Source organism: Bacillus cereus group sp. N31 (assembly GCF_016483245.1).
Taxonomy (GTDB): Bacteria; Bacillota; Bacilli; order Bacillales; family Bacillaceae_G; genus Bacillus_A; species Bacillus_A toyonensis.
The window spans coordinates 12756-30939 of sequence record NZ_JAEHCH010000030.1; the positions used below are offsets into that span (position 1 = coordinate 12756).

The following is an 18184-nucleotide window of genomic DNA, read 5'->3' on the forward strand; positions in this document are numbered from 1 at the left end:
GTATTATCCTACCCTGCGAAATAATATTTTATCTAATGGAAAAAGGTGCTGCCCATTCGCAACACCTTAAAACATTGGATTTTCATCCAAATACTCATATACATTATTAACAAGCTCTTCTACTGTCGATCCTTGTACTACTTCACCATTCACAAGGGCAAATGGGCCTTCAAAACAAATACCACAATATCCTAAACATCCATACTCCATTACATCTAAATTCGGATCTTTTTCTAATTTCTCTAAAGCTGCTTGTGAACCACTCGCGAGGTTACCTACACAAAATTCAATTAACGGTTTAATCAAAATTCTCCCCCCTGTACTACAAAACAAATTACCTTCTGACTTCATCTATAAGAAGAAAACTAAGCTGTTTCTTGTTGTTTTCATTACACTTACTAAACTATTCAATTCCTTCACTGTTTCACTTCAAAGCAAATATTCTTTTCTATATGAATATATTCACAACACTGCTTTTCGGCCTTCATAATGAAATAGTAACTAGAAAAGGAAAACAGTTTACTTTACTTTTCTTCTTATTGTACAACAGAGTATTCATTCATGCATTGTTATTTGTTCACAAATTCGATATAATTTGATTGAGTAAAGTCGAAATATTTTATTAATATAAAATTTTAGGATTAGGGGACATTTCAACAGAAAAGGGGTAATCCATCATGAAACACCTCGTAATACTAGGTGGTGGCTACGGTGGAATGAGAATTCTGCAACGGCTACTTCCAAGCAACCAACTTCCAGATGATGTACAGGTGACATTAATCGACAAAGTACCATACCATTGTTTCAAAACTGAATATTATGCATTAGTAGCGGGTACAATTTCAGAAACGCATATTCGCATACCGTTTCCTGAGCACCCACGCCTCAATATTCAATACGGCACAATAACAAATATTGATCTCGAAGAAAAAGCTGTTCATCTTGATGGCGGTGAAGCAATCCAATATGATGATTTAATTATCGGACTTGGCTGTGAAGATAAATATCATAACGTTCCTGGGGCAAAGGAATATACACACAGTCTACAATCAATTGAACAAACACGTAAGACATATGAACAATTAAATGGCCTAGAACCGAATGCTACAGTTGCTGTCGTTGGTGCTGGCTTAAGTGGCGTTGAAGTAGCAAGTGAACTTCGTGAGAGCCGTTCTGATTTAAAAATCTATTTATTTGATAGAAAAGATAGAATTTTATTCCCATATCCAGAGAAATTAAGTAGATATGTAGAAGAATGGTTTATAAAACATAACGTTACCATTATACGAAACTCTAACATTACCAAAGTCGAACCAAATATTGTGTACAACCACGATGAACCTCTTGCATGTGATGCAATCGTCTGGACAGCTGGTATTCAAGCAAATGAAGTTGTTCGAAACCTTCCGGTTGAACAAGATGGTAGCGGACGGGTTGTTTTAACAAAATATCACAATATTCCAAATGACGAGCACGTTTACGTTGTAGGAGATTGTGCAGCACTTCCACACGCACCATCTGCTCAACTTGCTGAAGGTCAAGGAGAACAAATTGTCCAAATATTATTAAAACGTTGGAATAATGAACCACTTCCTGATGAACTACCTGTTATTAAATTAAAAGGTGTTCTCGGTTCCCTCGGCAAAAAACACGGATTTGGTTTACTAGCAAACCAACCATTAATGGGACGTGTACCGAGATTATTAAAATCCGGTCTTCTTTGGATGTATAAATATCATAACGGTTAATACTTTACGAGCTGTCTACTATGTAGGCAGCCTCTTTTCATCAGTTGAAAAAAATTTTTTCATAAACAGAAATTATCAGAAATATTTTTCTCAATATTTATTCACAAAATTTTCTATTTTTATATTAAAAACTATTGATGAAAAGTGTATGCTATTTGTAAGTTGTTTTTATTATTTCCTTTAAGACCGAATTCATTCGGTCTTATTTTTTATGTGATAAATACTTTTATAGGAGGCATTACATTTCACTTATGAACTTGACGAAACTACACGATCGAATAGAAGCGAAGAAGAAAGAATTGATCTATCTCGTTGAAATGTACGGATTCACTCATGATAAAGTAATTTCTTTCAGTCAAGAATTAGATTGTTTACTTAACTTATTAATAAAACTCAAGACGAAGAAAAAACGTTGCTCTTTATAACCTTATTTTTCTATTTCTCTCTCTTTTTTGATACGATATAACTAGAATCAGAAAGGAGCAATTTATGTTTATATTAAAAAACGTTACATATAAAGATATACTACACATTCCTTATTTACAGATTCAAAAAGAGACAATCACTTGTATTATCGGTGAAAGTGGGAGCGGAAAGAGTACATTACTTCGCATGTTAAATGATTTACAATCTCCAACATCTGGTACAATCGAATATAACGGAAAACCAATTTCTGATTATCCCCCTATTCAATTACGCCGTGACGTAGTTATGCTCGGACAAACTCCACCTATTTTTGACGGAACAGTTAAAGACAATCTATTAATGGGACTTCGTCTTTCTGAAAAACCATCTCCAAGTGATGATACTTTGCAGAATGCATTAACGACTGTTAGCTTAAATAAAAATTTAGAAGACAACGCCGCTTCATTATCAGGCGGAGAAAAACAACGGCTTGCTTTTGCTCGCATCATACTTATAGATCCGCCTGTCTATTTATTAGATGAACCAACTTCGGCATTAGATAGTGATACAGAACGCCGCGTTATGAAGCAATTCACTATACTCGCAAGAGAAAAGAAAAAAACCGTTATCTTCATCACGCACTCGCAACAACTTCCAGAAGAAATTGCAGACGATATTATTGAAATTAGTAAAACAAACGGTGCAACTAGAAAGGGAGTGCTCTCACTTGAAGGGCGTTATTGAACTCCAAATTTGGCAACTTGCTGCTGCCTATATTTTCATTCTTATTTTAATCGGACTTTTAAGATTAAAAGGGATACCTCGCGAGAAACAAATTGCGATCGCAACATTCCGTATGACCATTCAGCTCGTACTTGTTGCATATGTCCTTACATACATATTTGAAAACAGTAATCCATTTTATACAATTGCTCTCATTACTTCTATTACTACATTTGCTATTTTTAATATTTATAAACGAGTTAATATTCCGATGTCCAAAGAATTAAAACGTGTAGCCGCTCTTTCCATGGTTGCGGGATCAATCGGACCATTACTACTATTTATCTTTGTTATTATCGGGCATAATCCGTGGTATGCACCGCAATATATCGTTCCTATTGCCGGCATGTTAATCGGTAATGCTATGACCGGTATTTGCCTCGGGGCAAACACCTTTTTAAACAATATGAAATCTCAAAGAGATCATATTGAAGGTGCCCTTATGCTCGGCGCAACACCGAAAGAAGCAACTGCTCCCCTCATAAGGGACGCTTTTGATTCTGCTATTTTACCAACAATCAATTCCATGGTCGGTATGGGAATTATAAGCTTACCCGGCATGATGACCGGTCAAATATTATCCGGTGTATCACCGTTTACAGCAATTCAATATCAAATTGCTATCATACTCGGTATTTCAGGGAGTACTGCTTTCGCTGTCATTATCTTCTTACAGCTTGGATATAAAACATTCTTTAATAAGCGCTGTCAGTTGAAAGAAATTGACTATGATGCGAGGTGAATCGTGCGTAGTTCAAGGCGAATGAAATTATATTAACGATTTTTTCAATATATCTATCATAACTCAGAATATATTAACGGTTTTGTACGAAATATCGATTTACCGACAAAAAGTGACATAATAAAAAGAGGAGGCGAATAGCCTCCTCTTTTTATTTGTCTTACGCCTTCTTAACGAACTGTGATTTTAACTTCATAGCTCCGAAACCGTCGATTTTACAATCAATATCATGATCGCCATCAACTAGACGGATACTCTTTACTTTCGTACCGATCTTCACAACTGAAGACGTTCCTTTTACTTTTAAATCTTTAATTACAGTAACAGCATCACCATCTTGAAGAACGTTTCCGTTTGCATCTTTTACAATTTTTGCACCATCATTATTTTCAGCTTCTGCTTCTTTGCCCCACTCATGAGCACATTCTGGACATACGAAAAGAACGCCATCCTCATACGTATATTCTGAATTACATTTTGGACAATTTGGTAAAGTAGCCATAAATTCATTTCCTCCGTTCATTATTTATACGTAAAAATCAAATTTGATGTTTACATGTCGATAAATAAAATTTGTATAGCATTTCTTTATAGTGCCATAGTCTTACGTTATTGACAAGCCTACCTCAAATTCTCATTTTTTATTGTATTTTACAAAATTTCAATTCGTATGGTGTTTACAATAAAAAAGAAGAACCTTCACAAGATTCTTCTTTTCAAAATGAATGAGTTCTCACTAGAACCCCCAACCATTCTCTTCAATATAAAATTGATACTCTTCTAACTCTTCTTCACTTAACTTCTTATTATTCTCATATACTTCTTGCCATTCAAAGTAACCTTCACTGAAATAAACAGCGAATTTAATTTTTACGTTTTTCTTCTCTGTATAGTCATAACCAGTAAACTCTACTACGTCATACTCTTTTTCTTTCTTCACGAACTTCCAAGTTGGATTATCAGTCATAACCTCTAAAGTAAATCCTTCATCACTTGAACGAACAACATTTTTAATATTCGGCTCAGTTGGTAAAAGAGAAAGTCCGAACATAGCTCCACCAAACACTATCCCCACTATAACTTGTAAACCAATCATACCAGCAGCACTAGCGCCACCCTTTGATTGTAAGTAATACGCCTTCTTGTGATCCGGCATATCTTCTTCCTTATGTAAAACTCGAACAGCATGCTTATAATATAAACGGTTTCCTTGCCATCCAGTAAATATCATCATTCCTAATTGAAGAACTAAACTAACTGTTAAATAAATCCCATCTGGAATATCTATAAAAGGAGTTACAACGATACTAGGTACCGCCAATAACGTAAGTATAATAAACAACTTATACATTTTACGATAAGCTAACCAAAAAGTTGGGAAGAAAAAGGCTACCCAATTCCACGTATTCCCTTGTGCTGGATTTTCTACTTTTCCCCATTTAAAGTCATAATACGCCGTATTCTTTTGAACAATCTTATGTAACTCTTGTGGAGAAATTGTTTCTTGTAAAACAGTGTCTTTCACGTACATCATCCTTTTCTTATTTCTATATACAGGTATTGTATATGTACAAAAAGAAGGAATCTAACAAAAAGTACATATATTTCATAAAAATGAACGGAAATCGAATATATTCCGACAATTATCCGTTTATTATTTCATTTTACTTTAAAATATATTAAAATACTTATGAATCATACGTTTAATACACTAAGTTAAATGTTTTGTATGTTCACAAAAAAAGATGCCCCAAAATCATTTGGACACATCCTACTCCTATTATATAAATTACTATTATGGTATGGTTTAACCTAAAATCTCGACTTAAAAGACTTCACAAATTAACTTTCTACTATTTAAAACATATTTCCACTTACACAACTAATAAATAATCTATCATTAATTTCCTCAATTGATACAATAAAATCTACTTCAACTATATTTTTAGGCAGTTTCATTATTCTTAAATTCCACCTTTTTTTCATATTCATCTAAGAAAATTGTAGCATCATCATATTTAAAAAACTCGACCCAAGCGTCAAAAAACTGACAAATCGGGTCTATTATGTCTGTTTTTTCTTGAAACAAAATACGCTCATCTATACTAAGTATTATTTCTCCAGTATTTTCTATCGGCAGTTTATGTAGTTCCATTTGAAAATTTTTCATGATTCCTCCCCTTCTTGATTATATTGAAATACTATTTTTATTTATTCCACACTACCCTTCACTTTCTCAATAACATCTTCTATACGTTCCGCTATACATTCTATCTCCCAATCACCCTCACCGTGCAAAGCTGTATAAACCGGGCATTTTTCATCATTACTATCTACAAAGATTGGATCACCGAGATACGAATCTATTCCAATTACAATCCATCCCTCTTTCCAATCTCCTTCTTCATTCCCGGTTAAGCTTTGCCCTTCTTCATCAAAGCTATAACCAAGTTGTCCTTCTTCTATTTCTTCACTATTAAACAATTCTATCGTCATAGGTTCAGATTCATACTCTAGCTCAATTTCATTATCCTCAGCACGATCTACATATTCTAAAAGTTGTTTAATTTTATTATGGTTATTCATGATATCTTCTCCATTCTCTCTTAAAATAATCTAGCTTTAGTCATACTATAATATATAAAATAAAGTTCATAAAACTACTATTTCAGGTGATTAAATATGAAGTGCATAGTTTGGACAGAAGATGTTTTTTCACAAAACTTCACTACGTTCCATATTGCATAATGTTTCACATGAAACTATCCACATTCCGGATCACCTTTCTACCATTTCCGACTGGTTTCAAACGTGGGCTTCTTATGAAAACTTAACAAAAATAAATATACATTCCATTACTCCGTTACTAGCCGTCGTTCCAATATTATAAGAAAAAGCGTTTCTGCTTCTTACCTGTTTTTCTTTCTACAAATTAAAACAGTACGAACAAGCTAATCACTATTTACAGCAATATTTACATTGCTCTGTGCATCTTAATAACGAGAAAAAAGAAAAAGTATTCTTTCATGAAGTTGATATGTATATGAAAAAACTAGTAGAAAGCACAATGTAAATGTACATTGTGCTTTCTACTAGTCCTTTATCACACTTTTTATATTTCCTCCTACAACTACCAAGTAATATTCATTTCTTCAAATGACGCTTTACTCACTTCTAACCTTTCACTATCATCCGTCCCAATCATTGCTACTTCCTCTTTAGACAACTTAATTTTCTCATTCGGATTTTGGATTTTTCTCTCATACACGAATTGTAAAAGTTCTATTTGTTCCGCTGTCAGTTCATACTCTTCTTCCAGTCTTTCAATTGCTGATTCCGTATCAAGTAATGGAATTTCTAATAAAAATCCACCGTGCTCTTCCATCTCTTCAAATGGATCAATTGAATACGCACCGCTATCCTCAATCCAAAATGCAGTTGTAATAAAAGGAACTGTTTCGCCTTCTACTTCTTCTAATACGTATTGAAGTGCTTCCTCTTTCGCAATGTCTATTACTTCCGAAGGTGCCCCTTCAAAATAATTTGCCGCATCAATCCACTCTTCAATTCTCTCGCTATTCACATCTTGAAGACATACAATCGTGTAAAAGTAATTGTCCCTTGTCCACCTTGACTATCTTGCATACTGTAGTTAAATCCATCCCATGAACTTTCGTGTGAAAAATCAGGAGCATGTGCTACAAAAATTGCATCTGCAATCGACTTTAAGATACAACCTTTCCATAGTTGTTCTTTATTTATATGTAATTTATATTTACTCATCTGCTTTCCTCGCCTACATATTTTTTATATTATCTTTCGAATTCTCATTCCGTGTAAAGTACTTTTTCATTATATAACAATAGTAAAAGCATCCTTCATACAAAGGATGCTTTTACTATTTTCTCTACCATTTCCCCCTACACTCCTCAATTAAACTAAGCAAATATCTCTTCGTCATATCAGCCCTTCTCCAAATAGAAAGTTTCTTCTTCTCCTTTGGATCATACCTCATTCGCTCTACTTCTTTTAATAAAGGCTCCCATTCTTTCGCTGAGCGTTCTAACAAGTATTGCAATCCTCTATCTTTTGAAACAATTGTTTTATAATCTAACGTATATAAAATACGCCCCATCGTAACGACAGCTGATTCTACCCACTCTTCTATGAAAAATAAATATGGCTGCTTCGCTTTTTCACTCCAGTACTGTTCTACGTTGTATTGCATTGTATTGACTACATCATCCCACTTTATTTGAAGTGGAAGGTCTTCTACTTCTTTCCCGATAACTGTAATGCCTTGATTTTTTAATGTCCACCATGTGACCGCATTAATATCCCAATGACCTATATTCGCCTTACCATCTGCACAATACACGTACTCATTTATTTCATGATTGTATTTCCCTAAGTCAGCAAGCGGAATATACATACCGTCCATTCTTTTACCTAGCGTACTTTCACTCATTTTCTTATGCAGTTCTACAATTTGTTGTTTTTCAGCTTCATTCACGGAATCATTTAGTACTGCAACAAAATCAACATCGCTCGTTTCTATATGAAATGCACCTAGCGCAATAGAGCCGTAAACATATACTCCGACTATTTTTCCATCTAAAAAAATTTCTTTTAACCCTACTATGTACTGCTCCATTAACTGCTTTACTTCTCCTGGTAAAGCTTGTTTTATTCCATTCTCCACATCTATCCCTCCATTAAAAAAAGCCTTCGCAAATTCGCAAAGGCTTCCTGCTTTATAAATATTTCTCGATTTCCTCGTAAACATCCTTCAAACGAGGATTTCCTTCTCCAACAATCTCTCCATTCACAAGAACGACTGGATAAAATAAATCTTCTTCTACTACGCGCTCTGCGAATGCTTTTTTATCTTCATCTTCTTGTTCTTGTTGAAAATCAATATACTCGAAATTAAATTTATTTTCTTGTCCTTCATATTTACGACCAATCGCCGCTTGTAACCACTCAAACGTTTCTGTTGAAGATGGCATTCCGACGCAGCTCGCACAAATTACTTTCGTCCCATACACTTGCACATTAACCATTTCTTCTCCCCCACTTCTTGTTCTAACAGTATATTCAGATGTCTTAGTACATAAGCACATCATTTTACAAACTTATTCCATACCCCTATACTGAAAAAACACGTTGTACACATGATAAAATATTTCGACAATAAAACAAGAACAGAAAAAATAGATTTTCCCCTCTATCTTGATTATAATAAAACTGATGAAAGGAGTCGATAAAAATGGAAAACCCACATATGCAAGAACAAGTACTAGAAGTACTAGATAAATTACGTCCGTTCTTACTTCGCGATGGCGGAGACGTTGAATTAGTAGACATTGAAGAAGGTATCGTAAAATTACGCCTTATGGGTGCATGCGGAAGCTGCCCAAGTTCTACAATCACACTAAAAGCTGGTATCGAGCGCGCGTTACTTGAAGAAGTACCAGGCGTTATTGAAGTAGAACAAGTATTTTAATTAAAAGCGGAAGCGACTCGTTCAAAATGTGAGGAGGATGGAGCTTCTGACATAGAGGCGCTTTTTGCCTCGGCGGAAGAAGCGAAGCCACCGAACATTTTAGCCGCTGGAGCTAGATATTAATTAAAAGCAGAAGCGGTTCGGTCAGAATCGCTTCCTAGAAAGAGACCCCAATGGGTCTCTTTTTTTATTCAAATAACACTTCTCCTTTAACATCATAAAACAAAATTGGAAATCCTTCTCAAAAAATGCGATAATTAATACTATATAGTGAATCGTTCACACATATAAAGTGAAACTATAATCAGTGGGCGTTTACGGGCAGCCCGATTCCCACAAATAGCGGGATGAAGTAAAAAACATAGGGGGGACGACACATGCCAAAAATGGGGAACACTTTTTTAACAATTCAAGAACTAGAAGAGAAAAAAGAATATTTATTAGGCCTTTCGTCCGTTATACCAACATGGAATACAAGCTATCAATTTTTATTTAAAGAAATCCAGCAAGAATTATTGAGTAAAGTAAATGAAAAAATCGAAAGAAATCAATTCATTTTAAATATATGTGCGGATCAACAGGTAGGAGCATAATGTATTACATACAATTGCGGTATAAAAAAGAGACCTCAATCGGTCTCTTTTTTATACTTTTAAGATAGCCAATCTAATTTTCTAATCCCTAACTTATCAATTGGCAAACGAAGTGATCCATAAAAATTCCTCATAAATTGCTCAGAGCGGTTCACATCGTGTAAAATGGCTTCTAAGCGATCTCTATATATACTTTTTTGTTCTTCGTTCCCAGTTTGGTAATATCGTTCGACCGTTTCAAAATAGTGGAGCGGGAACAGGAGCCTTGCAAATAATAAGCGCCAACCAAATGAGGATAGCGAATAATTGCGTTCATAATCTGTAACAAATTGAACGATTGTTTGCTCCCAGTCTTTCTTCTTTTCAATCATCATATAGCGAATCAATTCTGCTATATCTCGAGTGGGATGATCATACACCCACTCAAAAGGAAGTTTTAGACGCTTCGTTTGATGCCATAATAAAGGTGTAAATCGCTCCTGGCAAATTGTTGCCGCATCGGTCATTTGTGGCGTATCATCCATCTCTGTATCGACAACATACTGAATTGCATTTTCCGCAACTCCTAAATAATACGGGAAGGATTCGATAAACAATTGATCGAATACGTCTGTAGGGTGGTTCATCACTTGTGATTGCCAAAATTTCTCTAATTGATCGAGCCTTTTTTCCCATAACGCTTTCCATTCACCAATGCGGCTTAATTGCTCAATTTCTTCTGGAAAGAATGCACCTCGTTTATGGAATATAGAAAGCTCACTTCCTAATGACATAGCATGTCGTTCTAACGTGCGCATACCTTTTAATAAGCAGTAATTTTGTTCTTCTATCTCACTTACATAGTAGCCGTGTATAGTCGGAACGAAAGTCGCTACAGTCATATCCCCTTGCTGGTTCATATAGTCACTGAGCTTTTTCATCTCTACAAGTACTTCTTCCTCCATTTCTCCAATTGGAACAAGTACATAAATTTTGTTGCGAATCCAAAAGCTTTTATAGGGGCCAAGGGGGATTAATTCTTTAACATGCATGTGATAATGCTCATAAATATGCTGAATCATCGCAGTCGCCACCTATGGTTTTTCTTTATATATATGAGCTTGTGCTCGCCTTTCATTCCTATGCACATGATAAAGCAACGAAACGTATACAAATACTAAAAAGAAAAAAAGGTGATAAACATGAAAGAATCAAATCAACTACAAGAAAGAGCATTACAACTATTACAAGAACGCGGTGTAACAATTGACGATATTGCTGAACTTGTTCATTTTCTTCAAAAAAAATATCATCCAAATTTAGAGATGTCAGAATGCCGTTATAACGTTGAGCGTGTATTATCAAAACGTGAAGTACAAAACGCACTAATTACTGGTATCGAACTCGATGTCCTTGCTGAAAAAGGAATGTTAAGTGCGCCGTTACAAGATATCGTAAAACGTGATGAAGGCTTATACGGAATTGATGAAGTTATCGCACTTTCTATCGTTAACGTGTACGGCTCTATCGGTTTCACGAACTTTGGATATATCGATAAATTAAAACCTGGTATTTTAGAATACTTAAATGATAAATCAACTGGCAAAGTGCATACATTCCTTGATGATATCGTTGGCGGAATCGCTGCCGCTGCTTCAAGCCGTTTAGCGCACCGAGCTGATCACTCGGAATAATAATGCTTTCTAGACCGTCAGTTTTATGCTGACGGTCTTTCATATTCCATGAGCATAAATTTTCTTCCGCGGCTCAAAAAGATAGGTCCTTGCTGAAAACCTATATTTTTATATAGCGTAATTGCTCTTGTATTAAATGTTGCTACACTTAATCGAAACATTTTTGCATTAAACTCTTTCGTGGCAAACGCTATTCCAGCTTTGAAAAATTCTTTCCCCATTCCTTTCCCTGTTAACGCCGGCTTCATACCAAGTCCGATATCAATCAGATTTTCTCCACCATATAAATTAGCATCTCTTCCACCTGGTACTTGTGCATTTTCTCCAAAACAAAAATAGCCGATGAACTCTCCTTGATCGTCACAACAGCCATAATACGTTCCATCTAATAGCTCTTCTATCACTTCTTTCTCGCCTGAAAAACTATATAAATTATATGGTTCCTCGTACGTCCACGTATTTATATCATTTGCTTCTTCTATCGTTAACTTATGTATATCCATCCTTCTCTCTCCTTATCAAGTGTTCTATATACTCATTCATTCTCTGCGCCTTATTTCCCTCTAATTGAAATATGCAGAATTGCATACACACAAACATTACACAAATGGTACAATTTATTTGAATCGCTGTTGCTACACTTCTTGATTAAAGAAAAGGCGTTAAAACGGAAATTAGCGTCTTATCGAACTCAAGCAATTGACACATTTTGTCATCATAAAAGACACTCGAAAGAGTGTCTTTTTTCTATATTTCATAAGGACTTACTCATTCCCCAAAATAAACGCATAAAATAATGTAACTCTTTACACGCATGAATCCCTTTCTAAAAGTTGTGAAGTACGTTACGGGAGATTCAAAATAAAAAGCACTCTGACTAGAGTGCTTTTCACTTTAAAACAAGGAGGTTACATATATGGATAGTACTCTCGTATTTAACTTCGGTATTGGTATTGTCATCATTTTATTTGTCTTCTTTGTTCTTTGTATGAGCGGGGTATAGCAATCTTTTATGCCGATAATTCCTTTAAAGTATCACTTAATTTGAACTTTCTTAATTGTAATGAAGCAATCATCGCTGCCCCTGCTCCAAGCACCACACTAGCAAAAGCTAATATGCAAACTTGATTATACGGAATGATAATAACCGTTAGATCTAAGCTTGATAACACAATATAACTAAACAAAATCCCGCCAAAAATGCCAATACAACCAGCTATCGCTCCAAGTAAAGTTCCCTCTAATAAAACAATCCGTCTCATTTGCTTCGGAATAGCCCCTACCGCACGAATCATACTAATTTCAGCACGTCTTTCATGCAAACTTGAGACAATCGCATTCATTAACCCTATTCCAGAAATAATGAAAACAATTACAACTAACAAGCGAATTAACATCATCATTTGCGATAATAACTGCTCCTGTTCTTTTAATAAATCATGGCTATTAATAACTTCTACGTTCTCTTTATTATTTGTAATTTGTTTTACTTGCTTCTTAATCGATTCAAATGATTGATTAGAATTTGTCATAATTTGAATTACTTCATATCCTTGCACGTGAAACTTATCACGAGCCCATTGTTCATTTACAAAAACATCTGATCCTCTTAACCTTACTCCTTGCTCAATAATCGAAACGACTTTAATCGCTTGTTTTTCTTTTCCATTCCCTTGTACTTCAAACGTATCATGCAACTGAAGCCCTAATTTTTTAGCCGTTTCCTTCGTAACGACTCCCTCACCGTCTTGTAATGGCTTATTTAAGTCTTTTCCTGCAATCACTTTCGCTCTCGTTACTTTTTGATACGCGACAATATCATTTCCCACAACTTCCATCAAATCAGGTTCAAAATCATTTTTCCTCGCATGTTCATACCACTCTTGATTCGCTTTTTTAAAATCATAATTTACAAGCTTTGTTGTAAAATCAGTAGCATTCCCGACACTCGTCTCTACACCGTCAATTTTTCTAACCTTCTCTATCCAGCTAAATGGTAATGATTCAGTTCTTTGCGACTCTATTGGAATTCTTATTACTAAATCAGCTGGTAGATTTTTTTGCAATCCTTTTTTCATACCTTCATACATAGAATTTACATACATCGTTCCAACAAGTGCTAACATAAAACCAAATGCTAGTATAGCAACCGATACAGCTGCCTTATTCCGATAACGAATTACATTCCGGCTACTAATCGTCGTTTCAATTCGTAATATCATTTGAAGTGGTTTTGCAATCACTGGTGCTATCATCCGAATAAATAACGGAATCGCAAATAACAAACCGACCGCAAATAACAGCGCACCTATCGCACTTGGATTAAAACCTATATACCACTCTAATACGTTACCCGTTAGTCCAATAACAGTACCAATGATTAGAATGCTACCACTAAAAGCACTCCACCTTTTTTCTTTTTTCTCATTACTAGGAAGACCTGGCCTAAGCGCTTGAACTGGTGGAATCTTTCTAACCATGAAGGCTGGTATAATAGCCCCTATAATAGACATAACAATTCCTAGTAAAAACGTAATGAGTAGAATCTCGCCTGAAATCGAAAATGATTCTTTCCCTGCCCCCTCAATATTCACCCATTTATTAATAAATGATGCGGCGATTGTTTGAGTACCTGCTCCAAGAATAACTCCTGCTAGCGATCCGATTGCCCCAATACATAAAGCCTCTAATAAAACGACTAATATAATTTGATTTGGATTACTACCAAGTGCACGTAATAATGCCCATTGCTTAAATCGACTTCTGACAGATAAGAAGAAACTTCCCATTATTAAAAGGGCTACAACAAATAAGGCAATACCACCTAAACTAAAAATTAATGGCTTCATTACATTTAGTCGTTCAAATGCCTTATCTACATAAGTACGTTGGTCCACCTTTATATTTTCAATCTTTTTATGTACATCAAAAGCAATTGCTTTTTTCACATTTATATCTTGTACTTTCACTTGAACAAGATTGAATTGATTTGGCAAATTTAATTCTTTTTGAAGCCAATGGATTGGAAAATAAGCACTATGTCCCATTGACGCCATTAACGGTGGATTTAAAATACCGACAACTTTCACAGCCTTTTCACCATGCTGCGGAAATGGCAGTTTAATCGTATCTCCTACCCTTATATTTTCACGATCTGTATACCCTTTTGTCAGTGCTACTTCAGCACCTTCTTTCGGATATCGTCCTTCTAATATTTTATAAGAATGCATTTCTGGAGAATCTTGCTCAACACCCCAATAAGATGGCTTTCCCGATAATTCTTTATAATGTGGAAAAGGATACGGTATAAGTGCTTTTGATATTTTTTCAGCATTTTCTAAGCCATCTATTCCTTTTAAACTTTCATTATTTAAATACATATCATTTTTTATATAGCCAAATTGTAAATTATAATCTCCATACCGACTTACTACTTGTTCCTTCACACTTTGCTCTACTGATTGATTGCCTAGCAATAACATCGTCGCTAACATAACACCTAAAGCTGCACCGAGGGCAATCAACATATTTCGCAACCAATTTTGTTTCATCGATTTTACCGCATACTTAATTACCCATCGCATCACCTTTACCTCCTACTTTAAAGTGACGATTCATAATCTCTTGAATGTGGATAACTTGTTGCGGGATATTTCGAAATTTCCATCCTTTACTTTCAGCATGCTCATGAATCACCTCACCATCTAATAAGAAAACGACTTTATCAGCATGGGCCGCTACGAACGGATCGTGCGTTACAATGACAGCTGTTTGCCCTAATTCATCACATGCATTGCGAAGTGCCGCAATAATATTTTTACTGTTTTCTGAATCTAACGCCCCTGTTGGTTCATCTGCTAATATAATAGCCGGCTCATTTGCAAAAGCTCTTGCTATCGCAACCCTTTGCTGTTGCCCACCTGATAACTGTGCTGGTAAATGCTTTTCTTTTCCTTTCAATCCAACGAGCTCTAATAAACGATTTGCTGTGACCGTTGCCTTCTTTTGCGAAACATTATCTAATAATAAAGGCAACCCTACATTTTCCTCCGCATTAAACACTGGAATTAAATTAAACTGTTGAAAAATAAAACCGATTTTATGCCTTCTAAATAAAGCGAGCTCTTTTTCTTTTAATGTTGAAATCTCCGTACCATCAACTCGAATACTACCTACTGATGGAATATCTAATCCACCTAACAGCTGAAGTAAGGTCGTTTTCCCCGATCCACTTGCCCCCATAATACAAACAAAATCTCCTTTTTGAATTTGAAGATTAATATCTTTTAAGATCTTTACTTTACTATCTCCAATATCAAACGATTTTTCTAACCCTTCAATTTCAATAATATTCATCCCGATATCCCCTTCTCTCTCTATTTACCAATCTATATATTCTATTCAAAATGCAAAATCCCTACTATTTTGTATTTTTTTGTCACATACTAACATTTATATTAACCGGCATTAAGTGCCCAATTAGTGTAAGCAAATAATCAGTGCGGGATGGATAGCCCCCACCGATTAAAATTTCACTCTATTTCTCACGTCAGAAAAGTTGACTCTCGCAACGAAAGTAACCATAATAGTTACACGAATATATAAAAACTATTCACATATCCACAAGTAGGAGGAAGAACAATGAAACATGTAATCGTTTATGCACACCCGAATACAGAAAGCTTTAACCATGCAATTTTAGAAACTGTAAAAAGTGAATTAGAAGGAAAAGGTCATGAAGTACGCGTTCGTGATTTATATGAATTAAACTTCAATCCAGTATTAGGTGCTTCCGATTTCATCTCATTTTCCCAAGGAAACACACCAGAAGATATTAAAGAAGAACAAAAGCATATCACTTGGGCTGATAGTATTACATTCATTTACCCCGTTTGGTGGGCGGGTCTTCCTGCTATTTTAAAAGGATACGTTGACCGTGTATTTAGCCACGGCTTTGCTTATGCTTACGGTGAAAATGGTATTGAAAAGTTATTAAGCAGTAAAAAAGGATTGTTATTATCTACGATGGGAAATTCGAAAGAAGTATACACAGCAGGCGGTATGTTTGATGCAATGAAAAAAACAGCAGATGTTGGTATTTTTGAATTTACAGGCATTGAAACACTTGAGCATACATTCTATACAAGTGTTCCTTCTGTGGATGACAATGTGCGTAAACAATATCTTGAAGAAGTTAAAGACGTAGTGAATCGTGCGTTTTAATAAAAAAACTCCGGTTATAACAACCGGAGTTTTTATTTCATCATCAATTTCGGAATATATCTTTGAAGAATGCTTTCTAATTCATTCATATCTTCCTGTCTAATAAGTAAATTCACATTATCATTCATTTTTTCTCGCCCGCGATATAAAAATATATTTTCTTTTGGATTTTCCCATGTTGATGTTTTATAGCCTTTTAATTCTTCGTATGAATAATAGTTCAATCCGTCTATTACACCTTTTTCATATATCTGTACACTTTTAATAAGATGGATCGCTATTAAAATCATAAAACAACTTGCTACAGCATAACTACCTGACTGAATGAGAAACTGTTCAAGTGTGCCAATATCACCACTTACGTATTGAGCATATATATACATACATTGTCCGATAAAGTACGCTGGTCCAAGTAAGGCAATCCAACGTCGTTTCACCCGAGGATATGCTGCAATAAGCTTTCCCGCGCTTTTTTTCATTTCATTTATTTTATATATCTTCCATAGAACAAAGAATAAAACACATAATGTAAAAATAAACATAATACATGACATCCAGTACACTCTTATTTCCCCCTTTACATCATTACATATAAATTTTACATTTTATATCCCTATAGTACATATGCAATTGTGCATAAAAAACAGGTAACCTCTTCCGGCTACCTGCATTTCATTACATCTTCTCAATCCACTCCGTCAAGTTATGCACAACTTGCGTCGGTTGAACTTCGTATTCTGTTAACTTCTCCACAGTTGTGACTCCAGTGTGGACAAGAAGGGTATGCATACCAGCATTTACTCCCGCTAAAATGTCCGTATCGTAGTTATCCCCAACCATTAATGCCTCATCTTTTCCTATGCCAAGCACTTTTAATGCTTGTTCCATAATGATTGATTCTGGTTTTCCAATAAAGATTGGCTCCACACCTGTTGATACTGTAACAACTGATGTTAATGAACCGTTACCTGGTAATAATCCACGCTCAGTTGGAATAGCAATATCTCCATTTGTAGAAATAAACGTTGCACCGTTACGTACAGCAAGACATGCTTTTGCTAATTTTTCATATGTGATGTCGCGATCTAAACCAACAACAACGAAATCAGGGTTTTCATCCACAAGTTCAAATCCTTTTTCCACAAGAGCATCATGTAAGCCTTCTTCACCAATCATGTATACAGTTGCATCTTGTTTACGTTCATAAATGAAATTCGCTGTCGCCATACTCGTTGTGAATACTTGCTCTGCTTTCGCTGGAATATCGAAACGAACAAGTTTTTCTGCAACTTGTTCTGGTTTACGAGTTGAGTTATTCGTAACGAATAAATACGGAATGCCGCGCTCTCCTAATGCTTTCACGAAGTCGCTTGCTTCTTCAATTTGTTCTTCACCACGATACATCGTACCGTCTAAGTCAATTAAATAACCTTTATACATCTATTATGTCTCTCCTTCTATGCTAGAGTTCTCATCTATCATACCACTCTTATATTACCCCCTTTTCCAAA

At 35.3% G+C, this 18184-nt stretch carries 20 protein-coding genes and 3 pseudogenes; 9 read left to right on the forward strand and 14 right to left on the reverse strand.

What is annotated here, in order from left to right; translation table 11 throughout:
• Positions 1 to 66: 66 nt before the first annotated feature.
• Positions 67 to 306 carry a YuzB family protein gene (locus tag JDS81_RS25685; RefSeq protein WP_000595027.1) on the reverse strand — a complete coding sequence of 80 codons (240 nt, stop codon included), beginning with the start codon at positions 304 to 306 and terminating at the stop codon, positions 67 to 69.
• Positions 307 to 677: 371 nt separating this feature from the next.
• On the opposite strand from JDS81_RS25685, the gene JDS81_RS25690 reads away from it, so the two are divergent.
• From JDS81_RS25690 to JDS81_RS25705, 4 genes are all read left to right on the forward strand, one after another.
• Positions 678 to 1748, forward strand: a complete 1071-nt coding sequence (locus JDS81_RS25690) for an NAD(P)/FAD-dependent oxidoreductase (RefSeq protein WP_000682063.1) — start codon at positions 678 to 680, stop codon at positions 1746 to 1748.
• Positions 1749 to 1999: 251 nt separating this feature from the next.
• A complete protein-coding gene (locus tag JDS81_RS25695) occupies positions 2000 to 2173 on the forward strand; it encodes an aspartyl-phosphate phosphatase Spo0E family protein (protein ID WP_001054617.1) in 174 nt (57 codons plus the stop codon).
• A gap of 64 nt (positions 2174 to 2237) precedes the next feature.
• Positions 2238 to 2897, forward strand: a complete 660-nt coding sequence (locus JDS81_RS25700) for an ABC transporter ATP-binding protein (RefSeq protein ID WP_097954514.1) — start codon at positions 2238 to 2240, stop codon at positions 2895 to 2897.
• A complete protein-coding gene (locus tag JDS81_RS25705; protein WP_097954515.1) occupies positions 2881 to 3678 on the forward strand; it encodes an ABC transporter permease in 798 nt (265 codons plus the stop codon). The genes JDS81_RS25700 and JDS81_RS25705 overlap by 17 nt, the downstream gene beginning before the upstream one ends.
• Before the next feature lie 160 nt (positions 3679 to 3838).
• Here the strand turns inward: JDS81_RS25705 and phnA are convergent, their stop codons facing one another.
• From phnA to JDS81_RS25725, 4 genes and pseudogenes are all read right to left on the reverse strand, one after another.
• Entirely contained in the window at positions 3839 to 4180 is a 342-nt protein-coding gene (phnA, locus tag JDS81_RS25710) for an alkylphosphonate utilization operon protein PhnA (RefSeq protein ID WP_097954516.1), read from the reverse strand.
• A gap of 234 nt (positions 4181 to 4414) precedes the next feature.
• Complete coding sequence (locus tag JDS81_RS25715) at positions 4415 to 5209, reverse strand: DUF2628 domain-containing protein (RefSeq protein WP_097954517.1); 795 nt, start codon at positions 5207 to 5209, stop codon at positions 4415 to 4417.
• Between the two features lie 423 nt (positions 5210 to 5632).
• A pseudogene (locus JDS81_RS25720) lies at positions 5633 to 5848 on the reverse strand (hypothetical protein); the annotation flags it as partial.
• Positions 5849 to 5889: 41 nt separating this feature from the next.
• Positions 5890 to 6264, reverse strand: coding sequence for a hypothetical protein (locus JDS81_RS25725; RefSeq protein ID WP_016107202.1), 375 nt, complete (start codon positions 6262 to 6264; stop codon positions 5890 to 5892).
• Positions 6265 to 6415: 151 nt separating this feature from the next.
• On the opposite strand from JDS81_RS25725, the pseudogene JDS81_RS30595 reads away from it, so the two are divergent.
• A pseudogene (locus JDS81_RS30595) lies at positions 6416 to 6751 on the forward strand (hypothetical protein); the annotation flags it as partial.
• 57 nt (positions 6752 to 6808) lie between these two features.
• Here the strand turns inward: JDS81_RS30595 and JDS81_RS25730 are convergent.
• From JDS81_RS25730 to JDS81_RS25740, 3 genes and pseudogenes are all read right to left on the reverse strand, one after another.
• A pseudogene (locus JDS81_RS25730) lies at positions 6809 to 7461 on the reverse strand (hypothetical protein).
• A gap of 124 nt (positions 7462 to 7585) precedes the next feature.
• Entirely contained in the window at positions 7586 to 8464 is an 879-nt protein-coding gene (locus JDS81_RS25735; RefSeq protein ID WP_097954518.1) for a nucleotidyltransferase domain-containing protein, read from the reverse strand.
• Entirely contained in the window at positions 8433 to 8741 is a 309-nt protein-coding gene (locus JDS81_RS25740) for a YuzD family protein (RefSeq protein ID WP_000248598.1), read from the reverse strand. The genes JDS81_RS25735 and JDS81_RS25740 overlap by 32 nt, the downstream gene beginning before the upstream one ends.
• A 206-nt stretch (positions 8742 to 8947) precedes the next feature.
• Here JDS81_RS25740 and JDS81_RS25745 point away from each other — a divergent pair, with 206 nt between their 5' ends.
• A complete protein-coding gene (locus JDS81_RS25745; protein WP_000431159.1) occupies positions 8948 to 9184 on the forward strand; it encodes a NifU family protein in 237 nt (78 codons plus the stop codon).
• Between the two features lie 377 nt (positions 9185 to 9561).
• Positions 9562 to 9777: a hypothetical protein gene (locus tag JDS81_RS25750; protein ID WP_001125484.1), complete on the forward strand. Its 216-nt coding sequence runs from the start codon at positions 9562 to 9564 to the stop codon at positions 9775 to 9777.
• 59 nt (positions 9778 to 9836) lie between these two features.
• Here the strand turns inward: JDS81_RS25750 and yutH are convergent, their stop codons facing one another.
• Complete coding sequence (gene yutH / locus JDS81_RS25755) at positions 9837 to 10838, reverse strand: spore coat putative kinase YutH (protein ID WP_000614220.1); 1002 nt, start codon at positions 10836 to 10838, stop codon at positions 9837 to 9839.
• A gap of 120 nt (positions 10839 to 10958) precedes the next feature.
• Between yutH and JDS81_RS25760 the strand changes: the two genes are divergently transcribed.
• The gene (locus tag JDS81_RS25760; protein WP_000665097.1) at positions 10959 to 11450 is read left to right on the forward strand and encodes a phosphatidylglycerophosphatase A family protein; all 492 of its coding nucleotides are present in this window, start codon (positions 10959 to 10961) and stop codon (positions 11448 to 11450) included.
• 23 nt (positions 11451 to 11473) lie between these two features.
• Here JDS81_RS25760 and JDS81_RS25765 read toward each other — a convergent pair whose 3' ends face one another.
• The 3 genes from JDS81_RS25765 to JDS81_RS25775 all read right to left on the reverse strand — a co-directional run bounded on the left by JDS81_RS25765 (position 11474) and on the right by JDS81_RS25775 (position 15806).
• Positions 11474 to 11953, reverse strand: a complete 480-nt coding sequence (locus tag JDS81_RS25765; RefSeq protein ID WP_097954519.1) for a GNAT family N-acetyltransferase — start codon at positions 11951 to 11953, stop codon at positions 11474 to 11476.
• Between the two features lie 507 nt (positions 11954 to 12460).
• Positions 12461 to 15034, reverse strand: coding sequence for an FtsX-like permease family protein (locus JDS81_RS25770; protein WP_142312850.1), 2574 nt, complete (start codon positions 15032 to 15034; stop codon positions 12461 to 12463).
• Positions 15018 to 15806 (reverse strand): ABC transporter ATP-binding protein, encoded by a 789-nt coding sequence (locus JDS81_RS25775; RefSeq protein WP_001021168.1) that lies wholly within the window; start codon positions 15804 to 15806, stop codon positions 15018 to 15020. Before JDS81_RS25775 ends, JDS81_RS25770 begins: the two co-directional genes overlap by 17 nt.
• 285 nt (positions 15807 to 16091) lie before the next feature.
• Here JDS81_RS25775 and JDS81_RS25780 point away from each other — a divergent pair, with 285 nt between their 5' ends.
• A complete protein-coding gene (locus JDS81_RS25780; RefSeq protein WP_097954521.1) occupies positions 16092 to 16673 on the forward strand; it encodes an NAD(P)H-dependent oxidoreductase in 582 nt (193 codons plus the stop codon).
• 32 nt (positions 16674 to 16705) lie between these two features.
• On the opposite strand, the gene JDS81_RS25785 is transcribed toward JDS81_RS25780, so the two are convergent.
• The gene (locus JDS81_RS25785) at positions 16706 to 17236 is read right to left on the reverse strand and encodes a hypothetical protein (protein ID WP_000289888.1); all 531 of its coding nucleotides are present in this window, start codon (positions 17234 to 17236) and stop codon (positions 16706 to 16708) included.
• Between the two features lie 112 nt (positions 17237 to 17348).
• Positions 17349 to 18113 carry a TIGR01457 family HAD-type hydrolase gene (locus JDS81_RS25790; RefSeq protein ID WP_000276473.1) on the reverse strand — a complete coding sequence of 255 codons (765 nt, stop codon included), beginning with the start codon at positions 18111 to 18113 and terminating at the stop codon, positions 17349 to 17351.
• Positions 18114 to 18184: the final 71 nt, after the last annotated feature.